Source organism: Streptomyces sp. NPDC058534 (genome assembly GCF_042717365.1).
Taxonomy (GTDB): Bacteria; Actinomycetota; Actinomycetes; order Streptomycetales; family Streptomycetaceae; genus Streptomyces.
Window position 1 is genome coordinate 65,192 of sequence record NZ_JBHXNW010000036.1, and the last position, 17,723, is coordinate 82,914.

Annotated in this window: 18 protein-coding genes; 10 read left to right on the plus strand and 8 right to left on the minus strand. The window is 72.7% G+C overall.

The window, feature by feature from the left end:
• On the plus strand, positions 1-1,349 hold a 1,349-nt coding region (locus ACFWR9_RS22565), incomplete at its 5' end, for a hypothetical protein (protein WP_383845007.1).
• On the opposite strand, the gene ACFWR9_RS22570 is transcribed toward ACFWR9_RS22565, so the two are convergent.
• Positions 1,303-3,411: a bifunctional glycosyltransferase 87/phosphatase PAP2 family protein gene (locus ACFWR9_RS22570; protein WP_383845009.1), complete on the minus strand. Its 2,109-nt coding sequence runs from the start codon at positions 3,409-3,411 to the stop codon at positions 1,303-1,305. The genes ACFWR9_RS22565 and ACFWR9_RS22570 overlap by 47 nt on opposite strands.
• 409 nt (positions 3,412-3,820) lie before the next feature.
• Between ACFWR9_RS22570 and proP the strand changes: the two genes are divergently transcribed.
• Both proP and ACFWR9_RS22580 read left to right on the plus strand, forming a co-directional pair.
• Entirely contained in the window at positions 3,821-5,215 is a 1,395-nt protein-coding gene (gene proP, locus ACFWR9_RS22575; protein ID WP_383845011.1) for a glycine betaine/L-proline transporter ProP, read from the plus strand.
• Between the two features lie 150 nt (positions 5,216-5,365).
• Complete coding sequence (locus tag ACFWR9_RS22580; protein WP_383845013.1) at positions 5,366-6,037, plus strand: O-methyltransferase; 672 nt, start codon at positions 5,366-5,368, stop codon at positions 6,035-6,037.
• A 16-nt stretch (positions 6,038-6,053) separates the two neighbouring features.
• Here ACFWR9_RS22580 and ACFWR9_RS22585 read toward each other — a convergent pair whose 3' ends face one another.
• The gene (locus ACFWR9_RS22585; protein WP_383845015.1) at positions 6,054-6,446 is read right to left on the minus strand and encodes a hypothetical protein; all 393 of its coding nucleotides are present in this window, start codon (positions 6,444-6,446) and stop codon (positions 6,054-6,056) included.
• Positions 6,447-6,541: 95 nt separating this feature from the next.
• On the opposite strand from ACFWR9_RS22585, the gene ACFWR9_RS22590 reads away from it, so the two are divergent.
• Positions 6,542-6,949, plus strand: coding sequence for a DUF1992 domain-containing protein (locus ACFWR9_RS22590; protein ID WP_383845017.1), 408 nt, complete (start codon positions 6,542-6,544; stop codon positions 6,947-6,949).
• 10 nt (positions 6,950-6,959) lie between these two features.
• On the opposite strand, the gene ACFWR9_RS22595 is transcribed toward ACFWR9_RS22590, so the two are convergent.
• Both ACFWR9_RS22595 and ACFWR9_RS22600 read right to left on the minus strand, forming a co-directional pair.
• Positions 6,960-7,544: a hypothetical protein gene (locus ACFWR9_RS22595; protein ID WP_383845019.1), complete on the minus strand. Its 585-nt coding sequence runs from the start codon at positions 7,542-7,544 to the stop codon at positions 6,960-6,962.
• A gap of 3 nt (positions 7,545-7,547) precedes the next feature.
• Positions 7,548-8,216 (minus strand): hypothetical protein, encoded by a 669-nt coding sequence (locus ACFWR9_RS22600; protein WP_383845021.1) that lies wholly within the window; start codon positions 8,214-8,216, stop codon positions 7,548-7,550.
• 173 nt (positions 8,217-8,389) lie between these two features.
• Between ACFWR9_RS22600 and ACFWR9_RS22605 the strand changes: the two genes are divergently transcribed.
• Positions 8,390-8,890: a GNAT family N-acetyltransferase gene (locus ACFWR9_RS22605; protein WP_383845023.1), complete on the plus strand. Its 501-nt coding sequence runs from the start codon at positions 8,390-8,392 to the stop codon at positions 8,888-8,890.
• Between the two features lie 558 nt (positions 8,891-9,448).
• On the plus strand, positions 9,449-10,255 hold the full coding sequence (locus tag ACFWR9_RS22610) for a peptidoglycan-binding protein (RefSeq protein ID WP_383845025.1): 807 nt from the start codon (positions 9,449-9,451) through the stop codon (positions 10,253-10,255).
• Between the two features lie 15 nt (positions 10,256-10,270).
• Here the strand turns inward: ACFWR9_RS22610 and ACFWR9_RS22615 are convergent, their stop codons facing one another.
• Both ACFWR9_RS22615 and ACFWR9_RS22620 read right to left on the minus strand, forming a co-directional pair.
• Positions 10,271-10,936, minus strand: coding sequence for an HAD-IA family hydrolase (locus tag ACFWR9_RS22615; protein ID WP_383845027.1), 666 nt, complete (start codon positions 10,934-10,936; stop codon positions 10,271-10,273).
• 180 nt (positions 10,937-11,116) lie between these two features.
• Positions 11,117-11,698: a TMEM165/GDT1 family protein gene (locus tag ACFWR9_RS22620; RefSeq protein WP_234954245.1), complete on the minus strand. Its 582-nt coding sequence runs from the start codon at positions 11,696-11,698 to the stop codon at positions 11,117-11,119.
• Between the two features lie 421 nt (positions 11,699-12,119).
• Here ACFWR9_RS22620 and ACFWR9_RS22625 point away from each other — a divergent pair, with 421 nt between their 5' ends.
• From ACFWR9_RS22625 to ACFWR9_RS22640, 4 genes are all read left to right on the plus strand, one after another.
• Positions 12,120-12,764: an HNH endonuclease family protein gene (locus ACFWR9_RS22625; protein WP_383845029.1), complete on the plus strand. Its 645-nt coding sequence runs from the start codon at positions 12,120-12,122 to the stop codon at positions 12,762-12,764.
• Between the two features lie 87 nt (positions 12,765-12,851).
• Positions 12,852-14,486: an alkaline phosphatase D family protein gene (locus ACFWR9_RS22630; protein ID WP_383845031.1), complete on the plus strand. Its 1,635-nt coding sequence runs from the start codon at positions 12,852-12,854 to the stop codon at positions 14,484-14,486.
• Positions 14,487-14,775: 289 nt separating this feature from the next.
• Positions 14,776-15,231, plus strand: coding sequence for a DoxX family protein (locus ACFWR9_RS22635; protein WP_383845033.1), 456 nt, complete (start codon positions 14,776-14,778; stop codon positions 15,229-15,231).
• 242 nt (positions 15,232-15,473) lie between these two features.
• A complete protein-coding gene (locus ACFWR9_RS22640; protein ID WP_383845035.1) occupies positions 15,474-16,121 on the plus strand; it encodes a DedA family protein in 648 nt (215 codons plus the stop codon).
• A 429-nt stretch (positions 16,122-16,550) separates the two neighbouring features.
• Here ACFWR9_RS22640 and ACFWR9_RS22645 read toward each other — a convergent pair whose 3' ends face one another.
• Both ACFWR9_RS22645 and ACFWR9_RS22650 read right to left on the minus strand, forming a co-directional pair.
• A complete protein-coding gene (locus ACFWR9_RS22645) occupies positions 16,551-16,784 on the minus strand; it encodes a DUF2277 domain-containing protein (protein WP_352153103.1) in 234 nt (77 codons plus the stop codon).
• 4 nt (positions 16,785-16,788) lie between these two features.
• Complete coding sequence (locus ACFWR9_RS22650; protein ID WP_383845037.1) at positions 16,789-17,322, minus strand: GNAT family N-acetyltransferase; 534 nt, start codon at positions 17,320-17,322, stop codon at positions 16,789-16,791.
• Positions 17,323-17,723 lie beyond the last annotated feature (401 nt).

Below are 17,723 nucleotides of genomic sequence, written 5' to 3' on the forward strand. Positions count from 1 at the left end.
GCACGGTCCCCCGGGTCACCGGCCGGGCCGCCTCCGGGTTGGTGGCGGTGCTGTTGGGGGGGGGGGGGGGGCGCGGGCCGCTGGGGCCGGCGCTGCTCGCGTCGCTCGCGCTGTGGTGCAACGTCGCCTCGGGCCGGACCACCTTCGCGCTGGGCGTCGCCTTCGCCGTGGCCGCCTGCGTGCCGCTGGTCCGGGAGCGGAGGCTGTACCTCGCCGCCGGGTACGCGGCCCTGGCCACCCTGGCCTCGCCGGTGGCCGGGCTGTTCCTCGCCGTGGTGGGAGCCGGGTTCCTGATGGTGCGGGACTGGGGGCGCGCTCTCGTGCTCCTCATACCCCCGGCCGCCGTCGTCGGGCTGACGACGCTGCTGTTCCCCTTCAGCGGGGAGCAGCCGATGCCGGCGGGCCGAATATGGCCGCCGGTCGTGCTCGGCCTCGCCGTCACCGTGCTGGCCCCGCGTACCTGGCGGGTCGCCCGGTGGGGCGGGGCCGTCTACGCGATCGGCACCGTACTGACGTACCTCATCGCCTCGCCGGTCGGGACGAACGTCGAACGGTTCGCAGAACTGTTCGCCCCCGCCGTGCTGCTGGCGGCCCTGCTCTCCGCGCCGCGTCCGGGCATCGCTCCCCGGCTGCGGCGGCTCGCGTGCGGTCTGCTGGCCGTCGCGCTGGTCTACTCCGTCGGGTGGGTGGGAAAGAAGACCGCCGACGATCTCACGGAGTACACCGTGGTGCCCGCCTGGGCGGCCGAGACGGACGGGGTCGTGCGGGCGCTGGAAGGGCTGGGCGCCGACCGTACGCGGGTGGAGGTGGTGCCCGCCCGCGACCACCGCGAGGCCGTCCGGCTCGCCCCGCACGTCAATCTGGCCCGGGGCTGGAACCGGCAGCTCGACGTGGAGCGCGCCCGCCTCTTCTACGACGGCAGTTTCTCCGCGGCCACCTACCGGGCCTGGCTGGACCACTGGGCGGTCGGCTTCGTCGTCCTCCCTCTCGGCAAGCCGGACGGCCCGGCCAGGGCCGAGGCGGCGCTGGTGCGGGACCCGGAGCGGCGGCCCGAGTGGCTGGAGCCCGTCTGGGAGGACGCGCACTGGAGGGTCTACCGGGTGCGGGACGCCGTACCGCTCGTCTCCACCCCCGGCACCGTCGTGACCAGCACCGGCGTCGACCTCGTGCTGCGCGTGGACCGGCCCGGCGCGGTGACCGTACGGGTCGCCTGGTCGCCGTGGCTGCGGTCCGACGGCGGCTGCCTGGCGCGGGACGGCGACTTCACCCGGCTGACCGTCGAGGCGCCGGGTGAGTACCGGCTCAGCTCCCGGTACGGTCCTTGGCCGGGCTCGGCGGGCCGCTGCTGACGCCTTCCGACGTGGCCCGGGGCTTGGGTGTGTTCGCGGTGACCGCCGTCGCCGTGAGGGTCCTGGCCCTCGGGCCCTGGAACAGGTACGTCAGGCCGAAGCCCGCGGCGACCACGGCCGCGCCGCCCACCGCGTCCAGGATCCAGTGGTTGCCGGTCGCCACGATCGCCGAGGCGGTGAAGAGGGGGTGGAGCAGGCCGAGGGCCTTCATCCACATCTTCGGCGCGATGATCGCGATCACCACGCCGCACCACAGCGACCAGCCGAAGTGCAGCGACGGCATCGCCGCGTACTGGTTGGTGAGGGCCGTCAGCGTCCCGTAGTCCGGCTTCGTGAAGTCCTGCACGCCGTGCACCGTGTCGATGATGCCGAACCCCGGCATCAGCCGCGGCGGCGCCAGCGGGTACAGCCAGAAGCCGACCAGGGCCAGCAGGGTGGCGAAGCCCAGGGAGGCGCGGGCCCAGCGGTAGTCGACCGGGCGGCGCCAGTACAGGACGCCCAGGACCGCCAGCGGGACGACGAAGTGGAACGACGTGTAGTAGAAGTCGAAGAAGTCCCGCAGCCAACCGACCTTCACCACCGCGTGGTTGATCGCGTGCTCGACGTCGATGTGCAGGAAGCGCTCCATGTCGAGGATCTGCCAGCCGTGCTCCTCGGCCCGCGCCCGGCCCGCCGTGGGGCTCCCGCCGTTCGCCGCGAGGCGGACCTGGGAGTAGGCGGCGTAGGTGACCCGGGTGAGGAGCAGCTCCAGGAGCAGGTTCGGGCGGGTGAGGACCCGGCGCAGGAACGGGAGCAGGGGCACGTGCTTGAAGCGGGTCGGGACCGCCGGGGCGTGGCTCGTCGGGACCGGCGTGTAGAAGTACGGCGACGTGCGGGACAGGAAGGGCACGGCGACGGCGGCGGCCAGTGCCGCGAGCAGGACGACGTTGTCGCGCAGCGGGTAGAGGGCCGCCATGTTCGGCAGCATCATCTTCGCGGGCAGCGTCATGACCAGGACTACGGCGACCGGCCACACGTACCGGTCGGAGGCGCGCTTGCCGACCCGGCCGACCACGGCGGGCAGCACCCACAGCAGCTGGTGCTGCCAGGTGGCCGGGGACACCACGACGGCCGCGCAGCCGGTCACGGCGACCGCGAGCAGCAGCTGGCCGTCGCGGGCGTAGCGCACGGCGCGGCGCAGGGCGAGGACGGCGACGGCCGCGCCGAGGACGAGGAAGAGGACGATCTCCAGCGGGCCGGAGAGGCCGAGCCGCAGCAGGGCGCCGTGCAGTGACTGGTTGGCGAGGTCGTCGGCCTCGCCGCCCAGACCCACGCCGGCCATGTGGTGGACCCAGTACGTGTACGAGTCCTGCGCCATGGCCGCCCAGGCGACGGCGGTGCAGGCGACGAACGTGACCCCCGTGGACAGGGCGGCGCGTCTGCGGTCGGTGAACCAGAGCAGGGGGACGAAGAGCAGCACGGTCGGCTGGAAGGCGGCGGCGACGCCGATGAGGGCGCCGCCGATCCGGTCGCCGTGCGCGCCGCGTACCGCGAAGCAGCCGACCAGGACGAGGAGTACCGGGATGATGCTGGTCTGGCCGAGCCACAGCGCGTTGCGCACCGGCAGGGACAGCATCAGCAGGCTGACGGCCACGGGCGCTGCCAGCAGCGCCGTACGGCGGCCGACGGGCTGGGGCAGGGCGCGGGCGGCGACCAGGCCCAGGGCCACGACCAGCAGCAGCGAGCCGAAGGTCCAGCCCCAGCCGAGGGCCTGCTCGGCGGCGCGGGTGAAGGGCTTGAGGACGAGGCCCACGAAGGGGGTGCCGGTGAACTGCGTGGAGTCGTACAGCGACCCCTTCACGTGCAGGACGCCGTGCTCACCCACCCAGGTCTCCAGGTCGGTCAGGCGTTCTCCGCGCGGTGTGCCGAGCACCGCGGCCAGCTGTCGTACGGCGAGGACGGCGGCGATCAGCCACAGGCCCAGGCGCGCGGCGCGCAGCCTTGCTCTGGTCGCGTCGGCGGCCGACGCCGCGGACGCTCCGAAGGACTCCGCCGGTCGCCCACTGTGCTCCGCATTCGCCACGCCTCGTCGGCCTCCCACCCCGTAGAACCGCCCGTACCGCGCCCGTGTACGCGGTGTGTCCCTCCTGCGAACCCTATGAGGCTCGCACCACCCCCGGGAGGAGACGCAGGCAACCCCCGCTCAACCTGACCGCCGCCCGCGTTTCGTTCCGCATTTTCCGGGACTTTTTTCGCGAGAAGGATCACAGGTCACGGCGTACACGGTGGTCCGCGGCGCGCGGACGTCCCTGCGTGTACGCCATTTTGATGCACAGTGCAACGAAACGCATACCGGGCGTAAGCGGCGCATCAGCGCCTATGGTGCTTTTCTGCCCGTGGCCGAGTGCCGCGGGCTCTTTCCGGCCCGGCGACAGCGCCGCCGTGCGGGTCGTGGCGTCCCTGTCCCCGTCGAAAGGTAGGCGAGCGAAGTCTTGTCGGCCGCCCACGTCGCCGCTGCGTCGTCCCCCTCGGTCCCCTCGTCCGCGTCCGCGTCTCCGTCGCCTGCCGGCGCCGGGCCCACCGTCACCGATCCCGCGCTGGTCAGGCGTGCCGTCAAGGCGGCGGCGCTCGGCAACGCGATGGAGTGGTTCGACTTCGGTGTCTACAGCTACATCGCCGTGACGCTCGGCAAGGTGTTCTTCCCGTCGGGCAACCCGACGGCACAGCTCCTGTCCACCTTCGGCGCCTTCGCGGCCGCCTTCCTGGTCCGGCCGCTCGGCGGCATGGTCTTCGGGCCGCTCGGGGACCGCGTCGGGCGGCAGAAGGTGCTCGCCCTGACGATGATCCTGATGGCGGCCGGTACGTTCGCGATCGGGCTGATTCCGTCTTACGCCACCATCGGCGTGTGGGCGCCGGTGCTGCTGCTGGCCGCGCGGCTGGTGCAGGGGTTCTCGACCGGGGGTGAGTACGCGGGCGCGTCCACCTTCATCGCGGAGTACGCCCCGGACAAGCGGCGCGGGTTCCTCGGGAGCTGGCTGGAGTTCGGCACGCTGGCCGGGTACATCGGCGGTGCGGGTCTGGTGACCCTCATGACGGCGCTGCTCTCGGACGGCGACCTCACGTCGTGGGGGTGGCGGATCCCGTTCCTGATCGCCGGGCCGATGGGCATCGTCGGGCTGTATCTGCGGATGCGGCTGGAGGAGACGCCGGCGTTCGCGGCCGAGGTGGCGAAGGCGGAGAAGACGCGGCCGAAGGTGCCGCTGCGGGAGATGGTCACCGGGCAGTGGCGGGCGCTGCTGCTCTGCGTCGGCCTGGTGCTGGTCTTCAACGTCACCGACTACATGCTGCTGTCGTACATGCCGAGCTATCTGACGAGCGAGCTGAAGTACGACGAGACGCACGGGCTGCTGGTGGTGCTGGCCGTGATGGCGCTGATGATGGTCGTCCAGCCGTTCGCGGGCGCGCTGACCGACCGGGTCGGGCGGCGGCCGGTGATCGCGGCGGGCTGCGCGGGGTTCCTGCTGCTGTCCGTCCCCGCGCTGCTGCTGATCCGCGAGGGCAGTCTGGTGGCCGTGGGGCTGGGGATGGCCGCGCTGGGGCTGCTCCTGGTCTGCTTCACGGCGTCGATGCCGTCCGCGCTGCCGGCGCTGTTCCCGACGCGGGTGCGGTACGGGTCGCTGTCGATCGGCTTCAACATCTCCGTCTCCCTGTTCGGCGGGACGACTCCGCTGGTGGTGACGGCACTGATCGGGGCCACGGGCGACATGATGATGCCCGCGTACTACATGATGGCGGCGGCGGTGGTCGGTGGCGTCGCGGTGTGGTTCATGACGGAGTCGGCGGGGCGGCCGTTGCCGGGGTCAGCACCGGCGAGGGCCCCTCGCTGACGCCTGCGGGGCCTGTGTGGGTGGGGGTGGGGATGCGCGTAGCGCGACCGAAACACGCCCACCGGAACGACCGGCGCGCCCCCGCCCCACGGCATATCTTCGTTAGCGCACCTACTTAGGAAGACTAACGACGCATACGAGAGGTCAGTCATGAGCGAATCGCAGCTCTGGGACGATGTCGACGCCTACTTCAACGCCCACCTCTCCCCCGACGACCCCGCGCTGGAGGCCGCCCTGCGGGAGAGCGAAGCCGCCCAGCTGCCGCAGGTGAACGTCACCGCCAACCAGGGCAAACTCCTCCAACTCCTCGCCCAGATCCAGGGCGCCCGCACCATCCTGGAGATCGGCACCCTCGGCGGCTACAGCACCATCTGGCTGGCCCGCGCCCTCCCCGCCGACGGTCGCCTCGTCACGCTGGAGTACAGCGCCCGGCACGCCGAGGTCGCCACCCGCAACCTCGCCCGCGCCGGCCTCGACGCCCTCGTCGACGTACGCGTGGGCCCCGCCCTGGAGTCCCTGCCGAAGCTCGCCGACGAGAACCCCGCCCCCTTCGACCTGGTCTTCATCGACGCCGACAAGGGCAACAACCCGCACTACCTGGAGTGGGCCCTGAAGCTCACCAGCACCGGCAGCCTGATCGTCCTCGACAACGTGGTCCGCGGCGGCCGGGTCGCCGACCCCGACGACACCGCCGACGACGTACGCGGCACCCGCGCCGCCATCGAACTGATCGGCGCCCACCCGAGGCTCAGCGGCACCGCGATCCAGACCGTCGGCAGCAAGGGCTACGACGGCTTCGCACTGGCGCGCGTGCTGGCCTGAACGACCGCTCCCGGGCCTACACCTCGTGGTAGAAGCCGACGTTGACGCTGCGCGGCTCCGCGCGGTCCTGGACCACGATCTCGCCGCTGCCGCCCCTCGGCAGCGGCACGGTTCCGCCGTACGCCATGGGCTGCACGTGCGGACCCACGGTCAGCCGGACCTCGGAGGACGGATCCGGCTGGGAGCCGCGCAGCCAGGTCAGCCGCCACGTGCCGTCGGGGCCGCACCGGAACTCCAGATGGACCCGGGAGACGAACAGCCAGTCCTCCGGCGTCGACAGCCGGCACACGGACTTGTCCCGGCCCACCCGCAGTACCGCGTCCGGCTCGCTGGGCGCCTCGGCCATCTGCATGCCGGCCGTGGCGCCCGCGTCCGCCGCGGTGACCGTGGCCATGGTCAGTTCGAGCACGTGCGCTCCTTCGAAGACCTCAGGACGTCCGTCGTTGGATTGTCGCCGCCGAATGATAGATCGGCCGGTGGCACGGTGTCCGGCACAATGGGGTCATGACCGAGCGAAAGCCACCGGGCGTCGACTTCGAGTCCTGGGTCGACAAACAGGTTCGCGAGGCGGAGGCGCGCGGCGAGTTCGCCGGCCTGTCCGGCGCGGGCAAGCCCCTCGCGAGCGAGATGGACAGCACCTACGACGAACTGTGGTGGGTGAAGAGGAAGATGGCCCGCGAGGGCTTCTCCGTGCTGCCGCCCACCCTCGCCCTGCGCAAGGAGGCGGAGGACGCCCTGGAGACGGCCCTCAAGGCGCCGTCGGAGCGGGTGGTCCGCCGCATCATCGAGGCGGTCAACGTCAAGATCCGCGACGTCCTGCTCAAGCCGCCGCCCGGCCCCCCGCTGGGTAGGAAGCCCTACGACGTCGAAGAGGTCGTACGGCAGTGGCGGGAGCGCCGGGCGGAGCGGTGACGCCTGCGCGTCACAGGCGCATCAGGCGGTCCGCCAGCTCGCGGTAGTCCCGCAGGGCCAGGCGGAGTTGTTCGGTGTCGGTGCTCGGTGCGCGGTCGTCCTCGCCGGCGCCGGTGCCCTGCCAGGACGTGCGCAGGGTCCGGCGGCGGTGCGTCACCGCGTCCGCCAGGCGGGCGGCGACCTCCTCCAGGACCTGGTCCGCCTCCTCGACGGAGGCGCGCGGCGCATCCACGAAACCGGCCACCGCGTGGTGCAGCCGCCGGCCGAGCTTGTCGCCCTCGTCGTGCGGGAGGAGCGGACCGGCGGCGTCGCGAGCGGGGGTGGCGGGAGCGGCAGGGGTGGCGGGAGCCTCCGGAGTCGCAGAGGCGTCAGGGCCGGCAGGGGTGGCTGGAGTCACGGGGGTGACCGCTGTGACCGGGGCTTCCTTGAGTGGAGTTCCGGTCTTCGGGGCGGGTGCGGCCTCCGGGACAGGGGTGGCCTCGGGGACAGGGGTGGCTTTGGGGAGACGGGTGGCTTTGGGGAGACGGGTGGCTTTGGGGAGACGGGTGGCTTTGGGGTCGGGGGTGTCGCCGGGGTTTCGGGTCACGTCGGGCATGCCTCAGCTCTCCTTCGGCCGGCGCTTGCCGAGCGACCACGTGTGCGGGGCGCGGGCCGCGGGGGCGGGTTCGCCGGTGTCCGTGGTGGTTCGGGGGCGGGCGGCCTCGTGCCGGCCCGGGCGGACCAGTTCCTCGAACAGCGCGCGGGCCGCGACCATGGACTCGCGCAGCTCCTCCGTGTCCGCGCCGCCCTCCTGCGCGCCGTCCACGCGCGCGTGCGTCACACGGTGCACGCGCCGGTAGCCGTCGACCTGGTGGGCGTGGTGCACGGACAGCGCCGCGAGCTGCTCCTCGTACTGGTCGCCGCCCGGGAAGCCCCGGACCCCGGCCAGTTCCGCGAGCAGCCGGTCCGCCTCGCCGACCGCCTCGCGCGGAGAGTCGACGAAACGCTCCTGGGCGGCGGTCCAGCGCGCCTCGAAGCGCTCGCGCTCGGCGGACTCCAGCGGCCGCGTGTGCAACGACCCGTGCCGCTCGACCCGTTCGCCCAGTTCACGCTCGGCGGCCTTGGTGTCGCCGTCGTGCCGGGCAACCGCCCGGTCGTACTCCGGCCCGAAGCGGCGCTTCAGGCTTCCGCCGTGCTGGGGACCCCGTGCTCGCTGGGCAACGACGGCCGCGACGACGAGCACGGCCGCCACGATCACGATCAAAGCGATGATCACGCCTGTGGACATGAGTGCCTTCCGGGTTTCGGCCCTACCGGCTCTCCGAACGGGCCGGTTCGCCGTTCGTGTTGCCCCGGACCGCGCGCTCAAACGGCCGCCGGGGCACGCCGACCGTGCACCGCTGGGAACCGGTGGGAAAATACGCTTGCGCGCGGGGCCGGTTCTCTCCCGACAATGCGGTCATGACCTGGACCGTCTCCCCGGAACCGTACGACTCCCCCGTCGCCGCCGCCCTCTGGCGTGCGTACTACACGGAGGTCAGCGACCGCTGGTACCTGCTGCACGAGGGGCGGCGCACCGACCCCGGCGAGCTGGAACGGGAGATCGCGGCGGTCTCCGGCGCCGAACTCGTCCCGCCCCGGGGGCGGTTGCTGGTCGCGCGGTACGGCGGTGAACCGGCCGGCACCTCCGGCGTACGGCTGCTGGACGCCACCACCGCCGAACTGACCCGGGTCTTCCTGTACGACGGGATGCGCGGCCGGGGCGGTGCGGCGCTGCTCGTGCGGGCCGCCGAGGACGCGGCACGGGCGCTCGGAGCAGCCCGCATGATCCTCGACACGCGCACCGACCTCGTCGAGGCCCGCACCCTCTACGCACGCCTCGGCTACACCGAGACCGAGGCCTACAACGAGAGCCCGTACGCCGAGCACTGGTTCACGAAAGGGCTCCGGGCTGCCGCCTGAGGGGCCTGTTTCCATCTGGGGAAGCCGGCATTCCGGGGGCTCGTGCGCGGAAGTGTGGAGAATATCTGCATAATCTCTGGAGTTCGCGAGGGGAGTCGCGAGGGGAGGGACGGACGCGTGGAACAGGAGCGGCCCACGGGGGCCTCGTGCCCGGAGTGCGGCACACCCAGAGAGGCGGACAACACGCCTTCCTGCGGCTGCGGATCACGGGCGTCCGACGCCCTGCGCGACGCGCGTACGGCACAGGCGGCAGCGGCCGAGGACTTCAACCCGCTACGGATCCGGCCGTACGTCGAACTCGACGGCGGGGCCCCTTCGGAGGCCGGGGCCCCTTCGGAGGCCGGGGCCTCTTCGGAGGCTGCGGCTCCGGGCGCTGCGGCTCCGGGCACTGCGACTCCGGGCGCTACGGCTCCGGGCACTACGGCTCCGGGCGCTACGGCTTCGGGGAGCGGGTCCTCCGAGGATTCGGCTGCGGAGAGCGCGCCCTCGGGGGACGCGCCCTCGGGGGCCACGCCTGCCGGGCATGCGGCTTCGCAGGGCACTGACCCGGACGCCACCATGACGCTGCGCGCCGTCGGCGCCGAGCCGCCGCCCGGCGCGGCCACCGAGGCGACCGCCGCGCTGCCCACGCCGCTGGCGCCCTCGGCCGGCCCGCCCAGCGCGCACGACCTGCGCCTGTTCGAGACCGCGGCCACCGCGCCCGTACCGTCCGGCGCGGGGCCCTGGGACGGTTCCGGAGGGCGCCGGTCGCGCAGGCGGCGTAAAGGCGTGCTGCTGAGCGCCGTCGGAGCGGTCGTGGTCGTGGTGGGCGCCGCCGGGTACGCGAGCGGGCTGTTCTCCTACGAGGCGCCGTCCAGGGACGGAGCGCTGCCGGACGAGGTGCGGGCGAGCGTGCCCGACCCGTCGTCGACCAGCGAGGCCACCTCGACCGGCGGACCGAGCGCCACCCCCGTCCCGCAGGCCGGCTCCGCGTCGCCGTCCCCGTCGGCCTCCTCGAGCCCGTCGGCCTCGCCGTCCCCGTCGGCGTCGAGCGCGTCGCCCTCGCCGTCCCGGTCGGCCGAACCGACGCGGAGCGCGACGGCCACGGCGACCGAGGAGGCCCCGCGGGAGTCGGAGGACGACGGCCGCGACTTCTACGGCGGCCCGGGACTGCACCGCGGCGACCGGGGCCCGGAGGTCGTGGAACTCCAGCAGCGGCTGGCCCAGTTGTACCTGTACACCGGCGACATGGACGGCAACTACGACCGCCGCGTCGAGGACTCGGTCCGCACGTACCAGTGGGCCCGCGGCATCCGCTCCGACGATCTCGGCGTCTACGGACCGGACACCCGGCGCCAGCTGGAGTCGGAGACGCGCGAGCCCTGAGGACCCGCCGGGAGGTCAGCCGATGTGCAGCCGCAGGCCGCCGTCGGCGCCGGCCTCCACCCGTACCGCCGTCAGGTCCTCCACGACTACGTCCGGACCGTGGAAGCCGGCCCGCGGGCCCACGCCCACGACCCGCATCCCGGCAGCCTGGGCGGCCGCGATGCCGGCGCCGGAGTCCTCGAAGGCGACGCAGTCCGCGGGGGCGATGCCCAGTTCGGCGGCGCCCTTGAGGAAACCCTCGGGGTCGGGCTTGCTGGCGCCGACCGACTCGGCGGTGACCCGAACGTCCGGCAGCGCGAGCCCGGCGGCGGCCATCCGCGCGGTGGACAGCGCCACGTCGGCGGAGGTCACCAGGGCGTGCGGGAGACCGCGCAGCGAGGCGAGGAAGTCCGGCGCGCCGGAGATCGCGACGACGCCCTCGGTGTCGGCGGTCTCCTCGGCGAGCATGCGCGCGTTGTCGGCGTAGTTCTGCTCCATGGGCCGGTCCGGCAGCAGCAGCGCCATCGAAGCGTAGCCCTGCCGTCCGTGGACGACCTTCAGGACCTCGTCGCCGTCCAGCCCGTTCCGGTCGGCCCAGCGCCGCCAGACGCGCTCGACGGCGGCGTCCGAGTTGACGAGGGTGCCGTCCATGTCGAGCAACAGGGCGCGGGCGGGCAGAACGGTGGTGGCGGTGGACGTCATCGGCAGTCTCCAGGGTGCGGGGAGGAAACAAGGCGGCCCCCCCGCCGGTCAGGGAGAACGGGCGGGAGCCACTTTGTTCATCCACGGTACAAAACAGAGCGGGGATCGCGCCACCGGGCCCCCGGAACGTTCACGCGGCGTTCAGTTCGCACGTCCCCCGCGCGGGCCGGAGGCCGCGGCTCAGCCGGCGATCGCCTCCCAGAGGCTCCACACGCCGAGACCCAGCATGAGCAGCGCCGCGACCTTCGTGATCAGCCGCAGCGGGACCCGCTTCATCAGGGCCTTCCCGCCGACGATGCCGAGCCCGGCCACCGCCCACAGCGCCAGCACCGCGCCGAGGCCGACGGAGAGCGGGTCGTCGTAGCGGGCCGCCAGGTTGGCGGTCATGATCTGCGTGAGGTCGCCGAACTCGGCGACCAGGATGAGCATGAAACCCGCCCCGGAGACCTTCCAGAAGGACTGGTCCTCCGGCTTGCGGATCTCCTCGTCCTCCTCGTCCTTCTTCATGAGCAGCACGGCGGCGCCGCCCAGGAACAGCACACCGGTCAGCGCGTGCACGAGCTGCTGCGGCAGCAGGGTCAGCACACTGCCGGCCGCGACCGCGAGCACGACGTGCAGCGCGAAGGCGGCGGCCACGCCCGCGAAGACGTAGGAGGCGCGGTAGCGGGTGCCGAGGACGAGGCCGGCGAGCGCGGTCTTGTCGGGCAGTTCGGCGAGGAAGACGACGCCGAAGACGAGCGCGGTCACGGTCAGGCTGATCAAGATTCCTCAATCGGTCGGGGCCACCCCACCGAGAGTGCTGATTCCCGCGGACTTCATCATGTCCGCGTCGCGCGACACCTCGGCACGGCAGCGCACTGGTCCGCCCCCGCCGTACGGCACGGGCGTGCACTGCTTGCCGAAGGTCTCGCTGGCCGGCCTCGCGTGCGAGACCTGCCTCCGGGCGCCGGCTCAGACGAGCTGAGCAGTATGTCGACGGTCCGGCGAAGAGCTACTCCCCTTCTGCGCCATCCATAGTACGCGAACCCCCGTGCGAGGCCGAGGGCCGAAAGTCCCGTCGCGCTTATAGACGCGCCATGCACACGTCACTAACTTCTTACCGACCGCACATCTGTGCGCCATGCGGCGTCGCGAGCATTCCCCTGCCCGCGTCCCAACACCCCCACACCCCAAGGGAGTTCGCATGCCGAAGTTCTACGCGCGTCGACGGCTCGGTTTCCTCGCCGCGTTCACCGGCCTCATAGCCTCGGCCGGGCTGCTCAACGGCCCGGCCGCCTCCGCCGCCCTCCCCACCCCGGTCAGCGCCGCCACCGCCCGCTCCTACCTCGCGTCCCTCGACGTGGCCACCGAGAACCGCACCGGCTACGACCGCGACCTCTTCCCGCACTGGATCACCCAGTCCGGCTCCTGCAACACCCGCGAGACCGTCCTCAAGCGCGACGGCTCGGGCGTCGTCACCGACTCCTCCTGCGCCGCCACCAGCGGCAGCTGGTACTCCCCCTACGACGGCGCCACCTGGTCCGCCTCCGGCGACGTCGACATCGACCACCTGGTCCCGCTCGCCGAGGCCTGGGACTCCGGCGCCGGCTCCTGGAGCACCTCGCGGCGCCAGTCCTTCGCCAACGACCTGACCCGCCCCCAGCTCCTCGCGGTCACCGACAACGTCAACCAGTCCAAGGGCGACCAGGACCCGGCCACCTGGATGCCCTCGCGCAGCGCCTACCACTGCACCTACGTCCGCGCCTGGGTCCAGGTGAAGTACTACTACGACCTCTCGGTCGACTCCGCCGAGAAGTCGGCCCTGCAGAGCCGGCTCGCGAACTGCTGACGCGCCGTCCACCAACTGTTCGGCGCGGATCCTCCCCACCGGCCTCCGTCGTTCCGTACCGTACGGGGCGACGGAGAGGGGATCACCATGGCCGGACTGCGCCTGGGGCCACTGCTGAGGTACACCGACGGCTCGTGCGCGACCGTCTGGGTCGAGACGAACCGGCCCTGCACCGCCGAGGTGCGCTGCGCCGACGGCGCCCGCGGCACGACCCGCACCTTCCAGGTCGCGGGCCACCACTACGCCCTGGTCCCGGTGAGCGGCCTCACACCCGGTACGTCGACGGAGTACGAGGTGCTCCTCGACGGCACCCGCGCGTGGCCGCCGCCGGACTCCCCGTTCCCGCCGTCCGTGATCACCTCGCCCACGGAGGAGGACGGACTGCGCGTCGCCTTCGGCTCCTGCCGCTGGGCCGCGCGTCCCGCCGGCGGGAAGGATCCGGTGGGCCCGGACGCGCTGGACACCCTCTCCGCCCGCATCGCGGCCGCCCCGAGGGGCGAGCGGCCCGACGTACTGCTCCTGCTCGGCGATCAGGTGTACGCCGACGAGGTCTCCGACGCCACGCGCCAATTCATCGCCGGCCGCCGCGACCTGAACGAGGCCCCGGGCGACCAGGTCGCCGACTACGAGGAGTACACCCGCCTCTACTACGAGTCCTGGCGCGACCCCGAGGTGCGCTGGCTGCTGTCCACCGTCCCCAGCTGCATGATCTTCGACGACCACGACGTCATCGACGACTGGAACACCTCCGCCGCCTGGCTGGCCGACATGCGGGCCACCGACTGGTGGCGCGAACGCCTGTTGAGCGGGCTGATGTCCTACTGGGTGTACCAGCAGCTGGGCAACCTCTCCCCCGACGAGCTGGCCGCCGACCCCCTCTACGCGGCCGTCCGCGAGACCCCCGACGGCACCGACGCCCTGCGCGCCTTCGCCGCCCGCGCCGACGCCGAGCCGGCGTCCGTCCGCTGGAGCTACCGACGCGACTTCGGCCGCACCCGGCTGCTCATGGTCGACTCCCGCGCGGCCCGCGTCCTGGAGGAGGACCGCCGCACGATGCTCGACCCGGGCGAGGCGGCCTGGCTGCGCGAACAGGTCCTGGACGAGCGCGACTCCTACGACCACCTGCTGATCGGCACCTCCCTGCCCTGGCTGCTGCCCCACCTGGTGCACGACGTGGAGACCTGGAACGCCGCGATGTGCGGCGGCGAACGGGGCGCCCGCTGGGCACGGCGCGGCGAGCGGATCCGGCGCGGGGCCGATCTGGAGCACTGGTCCGCCTTCCCGTCGTCCTTCGACGACCTCGCCGACCTGATCGCCGAGGCCGGTACGGGGCCGGGGGCGCCCGCGACGATCAGCGTGCTCTCGGGCGACGTGCACCACGCCTACGTGGCCGAGCCGTCCTGGCCGGGCCGGGCGCCCGACGCCCGGGTGGCCCAGCTGACCTGCTCCCCCGTCCACAACTCCGTGCCGCTGTCGATCCGGCTCGGCTTCCGCTTCGGCTGGAGCGCCCTGGCCCGTGCCCTCGGGCGGCGCATCGCCCGGCACGGACGGTGTGCGCCGGCCGCGGTCGGCTGGCGCAAGACCGGCGGGCCCTGGTTCGGCAACCAGCTCATGACGCTGACCCTGCGGGGACGGTCGGCACGGCTGCGACTGGAGCAGGCCCGGACGGATCGGGGCGGGGGCATCGCCCTGCGGACGGCCATGGAGCGGGATTTGGCGTAGCAGGGTCTGGCGTTGCGGGGTCTGGCGTTGCGGGAGCGGTCGGCATCGCCGGCATGGGGCGGGGGGCCCTGCCGGGTATGAATTGAGTCACGTCCGCGGGCCTTGGCCTGGGTGTGGGAGCGCTCCCACCTGCGAGGGCTGCCGGGGTGTCGACGTGATCCCACGTCACGCCATGGCCAAATGTTGAACTTGCAAGCACTAGTTAGGTCGACCTAACGTGGGCAGCCCACTCGGTTCCGTCCCCCACCGGCCCCTCCCGGGCCGGCTCGACCGAAGGAGCACCCCCCACATGTCCGGACGCCTCAACAGCGCCCAGCCCTACGCCCTCGGCCTGTTCCGCATCGTCGTCGGCCTCCTCTTCGCCTGCCACGGAGCCGCCTCCCTCTTCGGCGTCCTCGGCGGCGCGGGGGGCACCGGCGGCACGATCGACTCGGGCACCTGGCCCGGCTGGTACGCGGCCGTGATCCAGCTGGTCGGCGGCGGCCTCGTCCTGCTCGGCCTCGGCACCCGCGCCGCCGCGATCGTGTCCTCGGGCTCGATGGCCTACGCGTACTTCAAGGTGCACCAGCCGGGCGCCCTGTGGCCGATGGAGAACGGCGGCGAGGCCTCCGCCATGTTCTGCTGGGCCTTCCTCCTGCTCGCCTTCACCGGCTCCGGCGCCTTCGGCCTGGACCGGCTCTTCGCCCGGCGCACCTCGGAGCGGAAAGAGTCCGCGGCGGAGCGGCAGACGCCGGTCGCGGCCTGACCCGATCCTGTCGGCCGAGCGGCGGGCGGCGGGCGGCGGGCGGCGGGCGGCGGGCGGCGGGCGGCGGGCGGCGGGCGGCGTGAACGCCTCCTCCGAGGTGAACGTCCCGTGCCGAACACACGAGCCCCCCGTGAACCCTCTGTCACACCCCGGGCGTACGCTGTATGGCTGTCATGGGCCGCTCTGCCGCCCCCGCGTCTCGCGGCACGGTCCGGCCCACGGGGGAGCAACGGGGAGTAGTGGTGGTCGAGAGTCTGGGAAGTATCAGCAGTATCGGTTCGCTGGTCAGCAGCCCATGGATCTACGCGCTGGTGGCCGTCTCGGTGCTCCTCGACATCTTCCTCCCGGTGCTGCCGAGCGGTGTCCTGGTGATCACGGCGGCCACGGCGGCGGCCGCGGGTTCCGGCGCGGCGGCTGCCGGGCGGGGGCCGGAGGACGTTCCCGACATCCTCGTCCTGACCCTGTGCGCGGCGACCGCCTCCGTCCTCGGTGACCTGGCGGTCTACCGCCTCGCCTGGCGCGGGGGGCCGCGCCTGAACCGCGCCATCGCCCGTTCCCGTCGGCTGACCACCGCGCAGGAACGTCTCGGCGGCGCCCTCGCCCGAGGCGGCGGTGCCCTGGTCGTCCTGGCCCGGTTCGCCCCGGCAGGCCGCTCGGTCGTCTCGCTCGTCGCCGGCACGGCGCACCGCCGGATCCGCGAATTCCTCCCGTGGTCCGCCCTCGCCGGGCTGACCTGGGCCGCCTACAGCGTCGCGCTCGGCTACTTCGGCGGCCAGTGGCTCGGCGCGACGTGGCTGGCTGCGGCGGTGTCCGTGCTGGCGCTGTTCGGTGCGGGGGCGGGGGCGGCGTATCTGATGCGCCGCCAGCCTCGGGCTTCGGGGGCGTCTTAGGCAGGGCGGCGTCGCACCCGAAGGCGTCGCCCGGCGGTGACTTCGCACCCGGCGGCGTCGTACCTCAGGGGCGAAGTAAGTCGAGCATCTCGCCTCGAGGGCATCGCCCGTGTGAGGCTTCGCACGTCTGAGGCGCCGCACGTCTGGGGCGCCGCCGCACCTGGGGACGTCGTAGATCGGAGGCGTCGTAGACCGGAGGCGTCGTGCCTCGGAGGCGATGCGTCCGTCGGTGGCTTCCTACCTCGGAGGCGCTGTAGACCGGAGACTTCGGACCTCGCAGGCATCGCACCTCAGAGGCATCGCCCGCCGGTGGCTGCGTCGTCAAAGGCGTCGTAAGCCGGAGGCTCCGTGCCTCGGAGGCGCCGTCAGGCGTCGCGACGAGCCGCGCCGCCCGCCCGGCAGCGGGCGGCCAGCCTGCGCGCGACGGTGTCAGGAGGCGCGTCGGGCGCCGGAGGCGCCCCGTATCTCCAGGCCGGCCAGCAGGTCGGCCGTGGCCCGGGTGACGGCCTCCACCGCCTGGTCGAAGACCTCCTGGTTGTGCGCGGCGGGCGCACGGAACCCGGACACCTTGCGCACGTACTGGAGGGCCGCGGCCCTCATCTCGTCCTCCGTGGCCTCCTCGGGCATCGCGGGCGGACGCAAGGTCTTGATGCTGCGGCACATGGCCTCAGTCTCCTCTCTCCAGGTCCACCCGCCAGTCGTTCGACCTGATCCAGTGGCCCTTCGGGTACTCGAAGTCGGCCTGCCCGAGCAGAGTGAACCCGGCTCCGCGGCAGACCGCGTTGGAAGCGGCGTGATCGACACTGGGAAACGCGTGCAGATACCGGAGCGCCCCGTCGGCGCGGGCCGCCTCACGGACCGCCCTGGCCGCCCGCACCGCCAGCCCTCGCCCCTGGAACTCCGGCAGCACCGCCCAACCGGTCTCCCAGACCTCCGTGTCCTGCCAGGTCCGCCGCCAGAACCCGATCGAGCCGAAGGTCTCGGCGCCGTCCGTCGACGTCACCCGGTACATCCGCCCCGACCGCAAGCCGGTGTACCGCCGGTGCCGGGCCGCGAGCTGCTCCTCGGTCTCCGGGCCGCCGAGGTGCGCGGTCATCTCGGCGCTGTTGGTCCTGCGCAGCAGCCACAGATCCCCCTCTGCCCAGGGGATCAGGCACACCCGCTCCCCGCTCCGTCCGGCCCGCTCGTCCACGCCATCCATGTGTTTCACGGTAGGGCAGGGGTCTGACAGTCGGGCGGGAGCCGATGTGCTGCCGAGCCACCCTTTCGCGTGAACCACTGAAGGGAACGCGCGCCTCAAAATCGAACAGGCGTATCATTGAGGCTGTGGCAACGACCTATGATTTCCCCAGTGATCTCCTCGCCGGTCAGGAGGAACTGCATCAGGTCCGGGCCGAGCTGACGGCCCTCTTGAAGAGGGTCTTCAACTGTTGGGGCTTTCGCTTAAACAGGCCGAGCAACGCTATTTATCAGATGTGTGGTTGATCCGCAGAATTTCGGCCCAGGCTTCCTCCCATTGAATGCGTTTCCTACTGATTCTGGTGGGCTGGTGGTGCGGGGTCCGTAGGTTGTCGGGCATGGAGCTTCTTCGGTTGTCGGTGG

What these genes read in the sequence shown, in the direction of transcription:
- ACFWR9_RS22580 (WP_383845013.1), top strand. Translation starts at nt 5,366, where the DNA reads ATGAGCGAATCGCAGCTCTGGGACGATGTCGACGCCTACTTCAACGCC.
- ACFWR9_RS22590 (WP_383845017.1), top strand. Translation starts at nt 6,542, where the DNA reads ATGACCGAGCGAAAGCCACCGGGCGTCGACTTCGAGTCCTGGGTCGAC.
- ACFWR9_RS22595 (WP_383845019.1), bottom strand. Translation starts at nt 7,544, where the DNA reads ATGCCCGACGTGACCCGAAACCCCGGCGACACCCCCGACCCCAAAGCC.
- ACFWR9_RS22600 (WP_383845021.1), bottom strand. Translation starts at nt 8,216, where the DNA reads ATGTCCACAGGCGTGATCATCGCTTTGATCGTGATCGTGGCGGCCGTG.
- ACFWR9_RS22605 (WP_383845023.1), top strand. Translation starts at nt 8,390, where the DNA reads ATGACCTGGACCGTCTCCCCGGAACCGTACGACTCCCCCGTCGCCGCC.
- ACFWR9_RS22610 (WP_383845025.1), top strand. Translation starts at nt 9,449, where the DNA reads ATGACGCTGCGCGCCGTCGGCGCCGAGCCGCCGCCCGGCGCGGCCACC.
- ACFWR9_RS22615 (WP_383845027.1), bottom strand. Translation starts at nt 10,936, where the DNA reads ATGACGTCCACCGCCACCACCGTTCTGCCCGCCCGCGCCCTGTTGCTC.
- ACFWR9_RS22625 (WP_383845029.1), top strand. Translation starts at nt 12,120, where the DNA reads ATGCCGAAGTTCTACGCGCGTCGACGGCTCGGTTTCCTCGCCGCGTTC.
- ACFWR9_RS22630 (WP_383845031.1), top strand. Translation starts at nt 12,852, where the DNA reads ATGGCCGGACTGCGCCTGGGGCCACTGCTGAGGTACACCGACGGCTCG.
- ACFWR9_RS22635 (WP_383845033.1), top strand. Translation starts at nt 14,776, where the DNA reads ATGTCCGGACGCCTCAACAGCGCCCAGCCCTACGCCCTCGGCCTGTTC.
- ACFWR9_RS22645 (WP_352153103.1), bottom strand. Translation starts at nt 16,784, where the DNA reads ATGTGCCGCAGCATCAAGACCTTGCGTCCGCCCGCGATGCCCGAGGAG.
- ACFWR9_RS22650 (WP_383845037.1), bottom strand. Translation starts at nt 17,322, where the DNA reads ATGGATGGCGTGGACGAGCGGGCCGGACGGAGCGGGGAGCGGGTGTGC.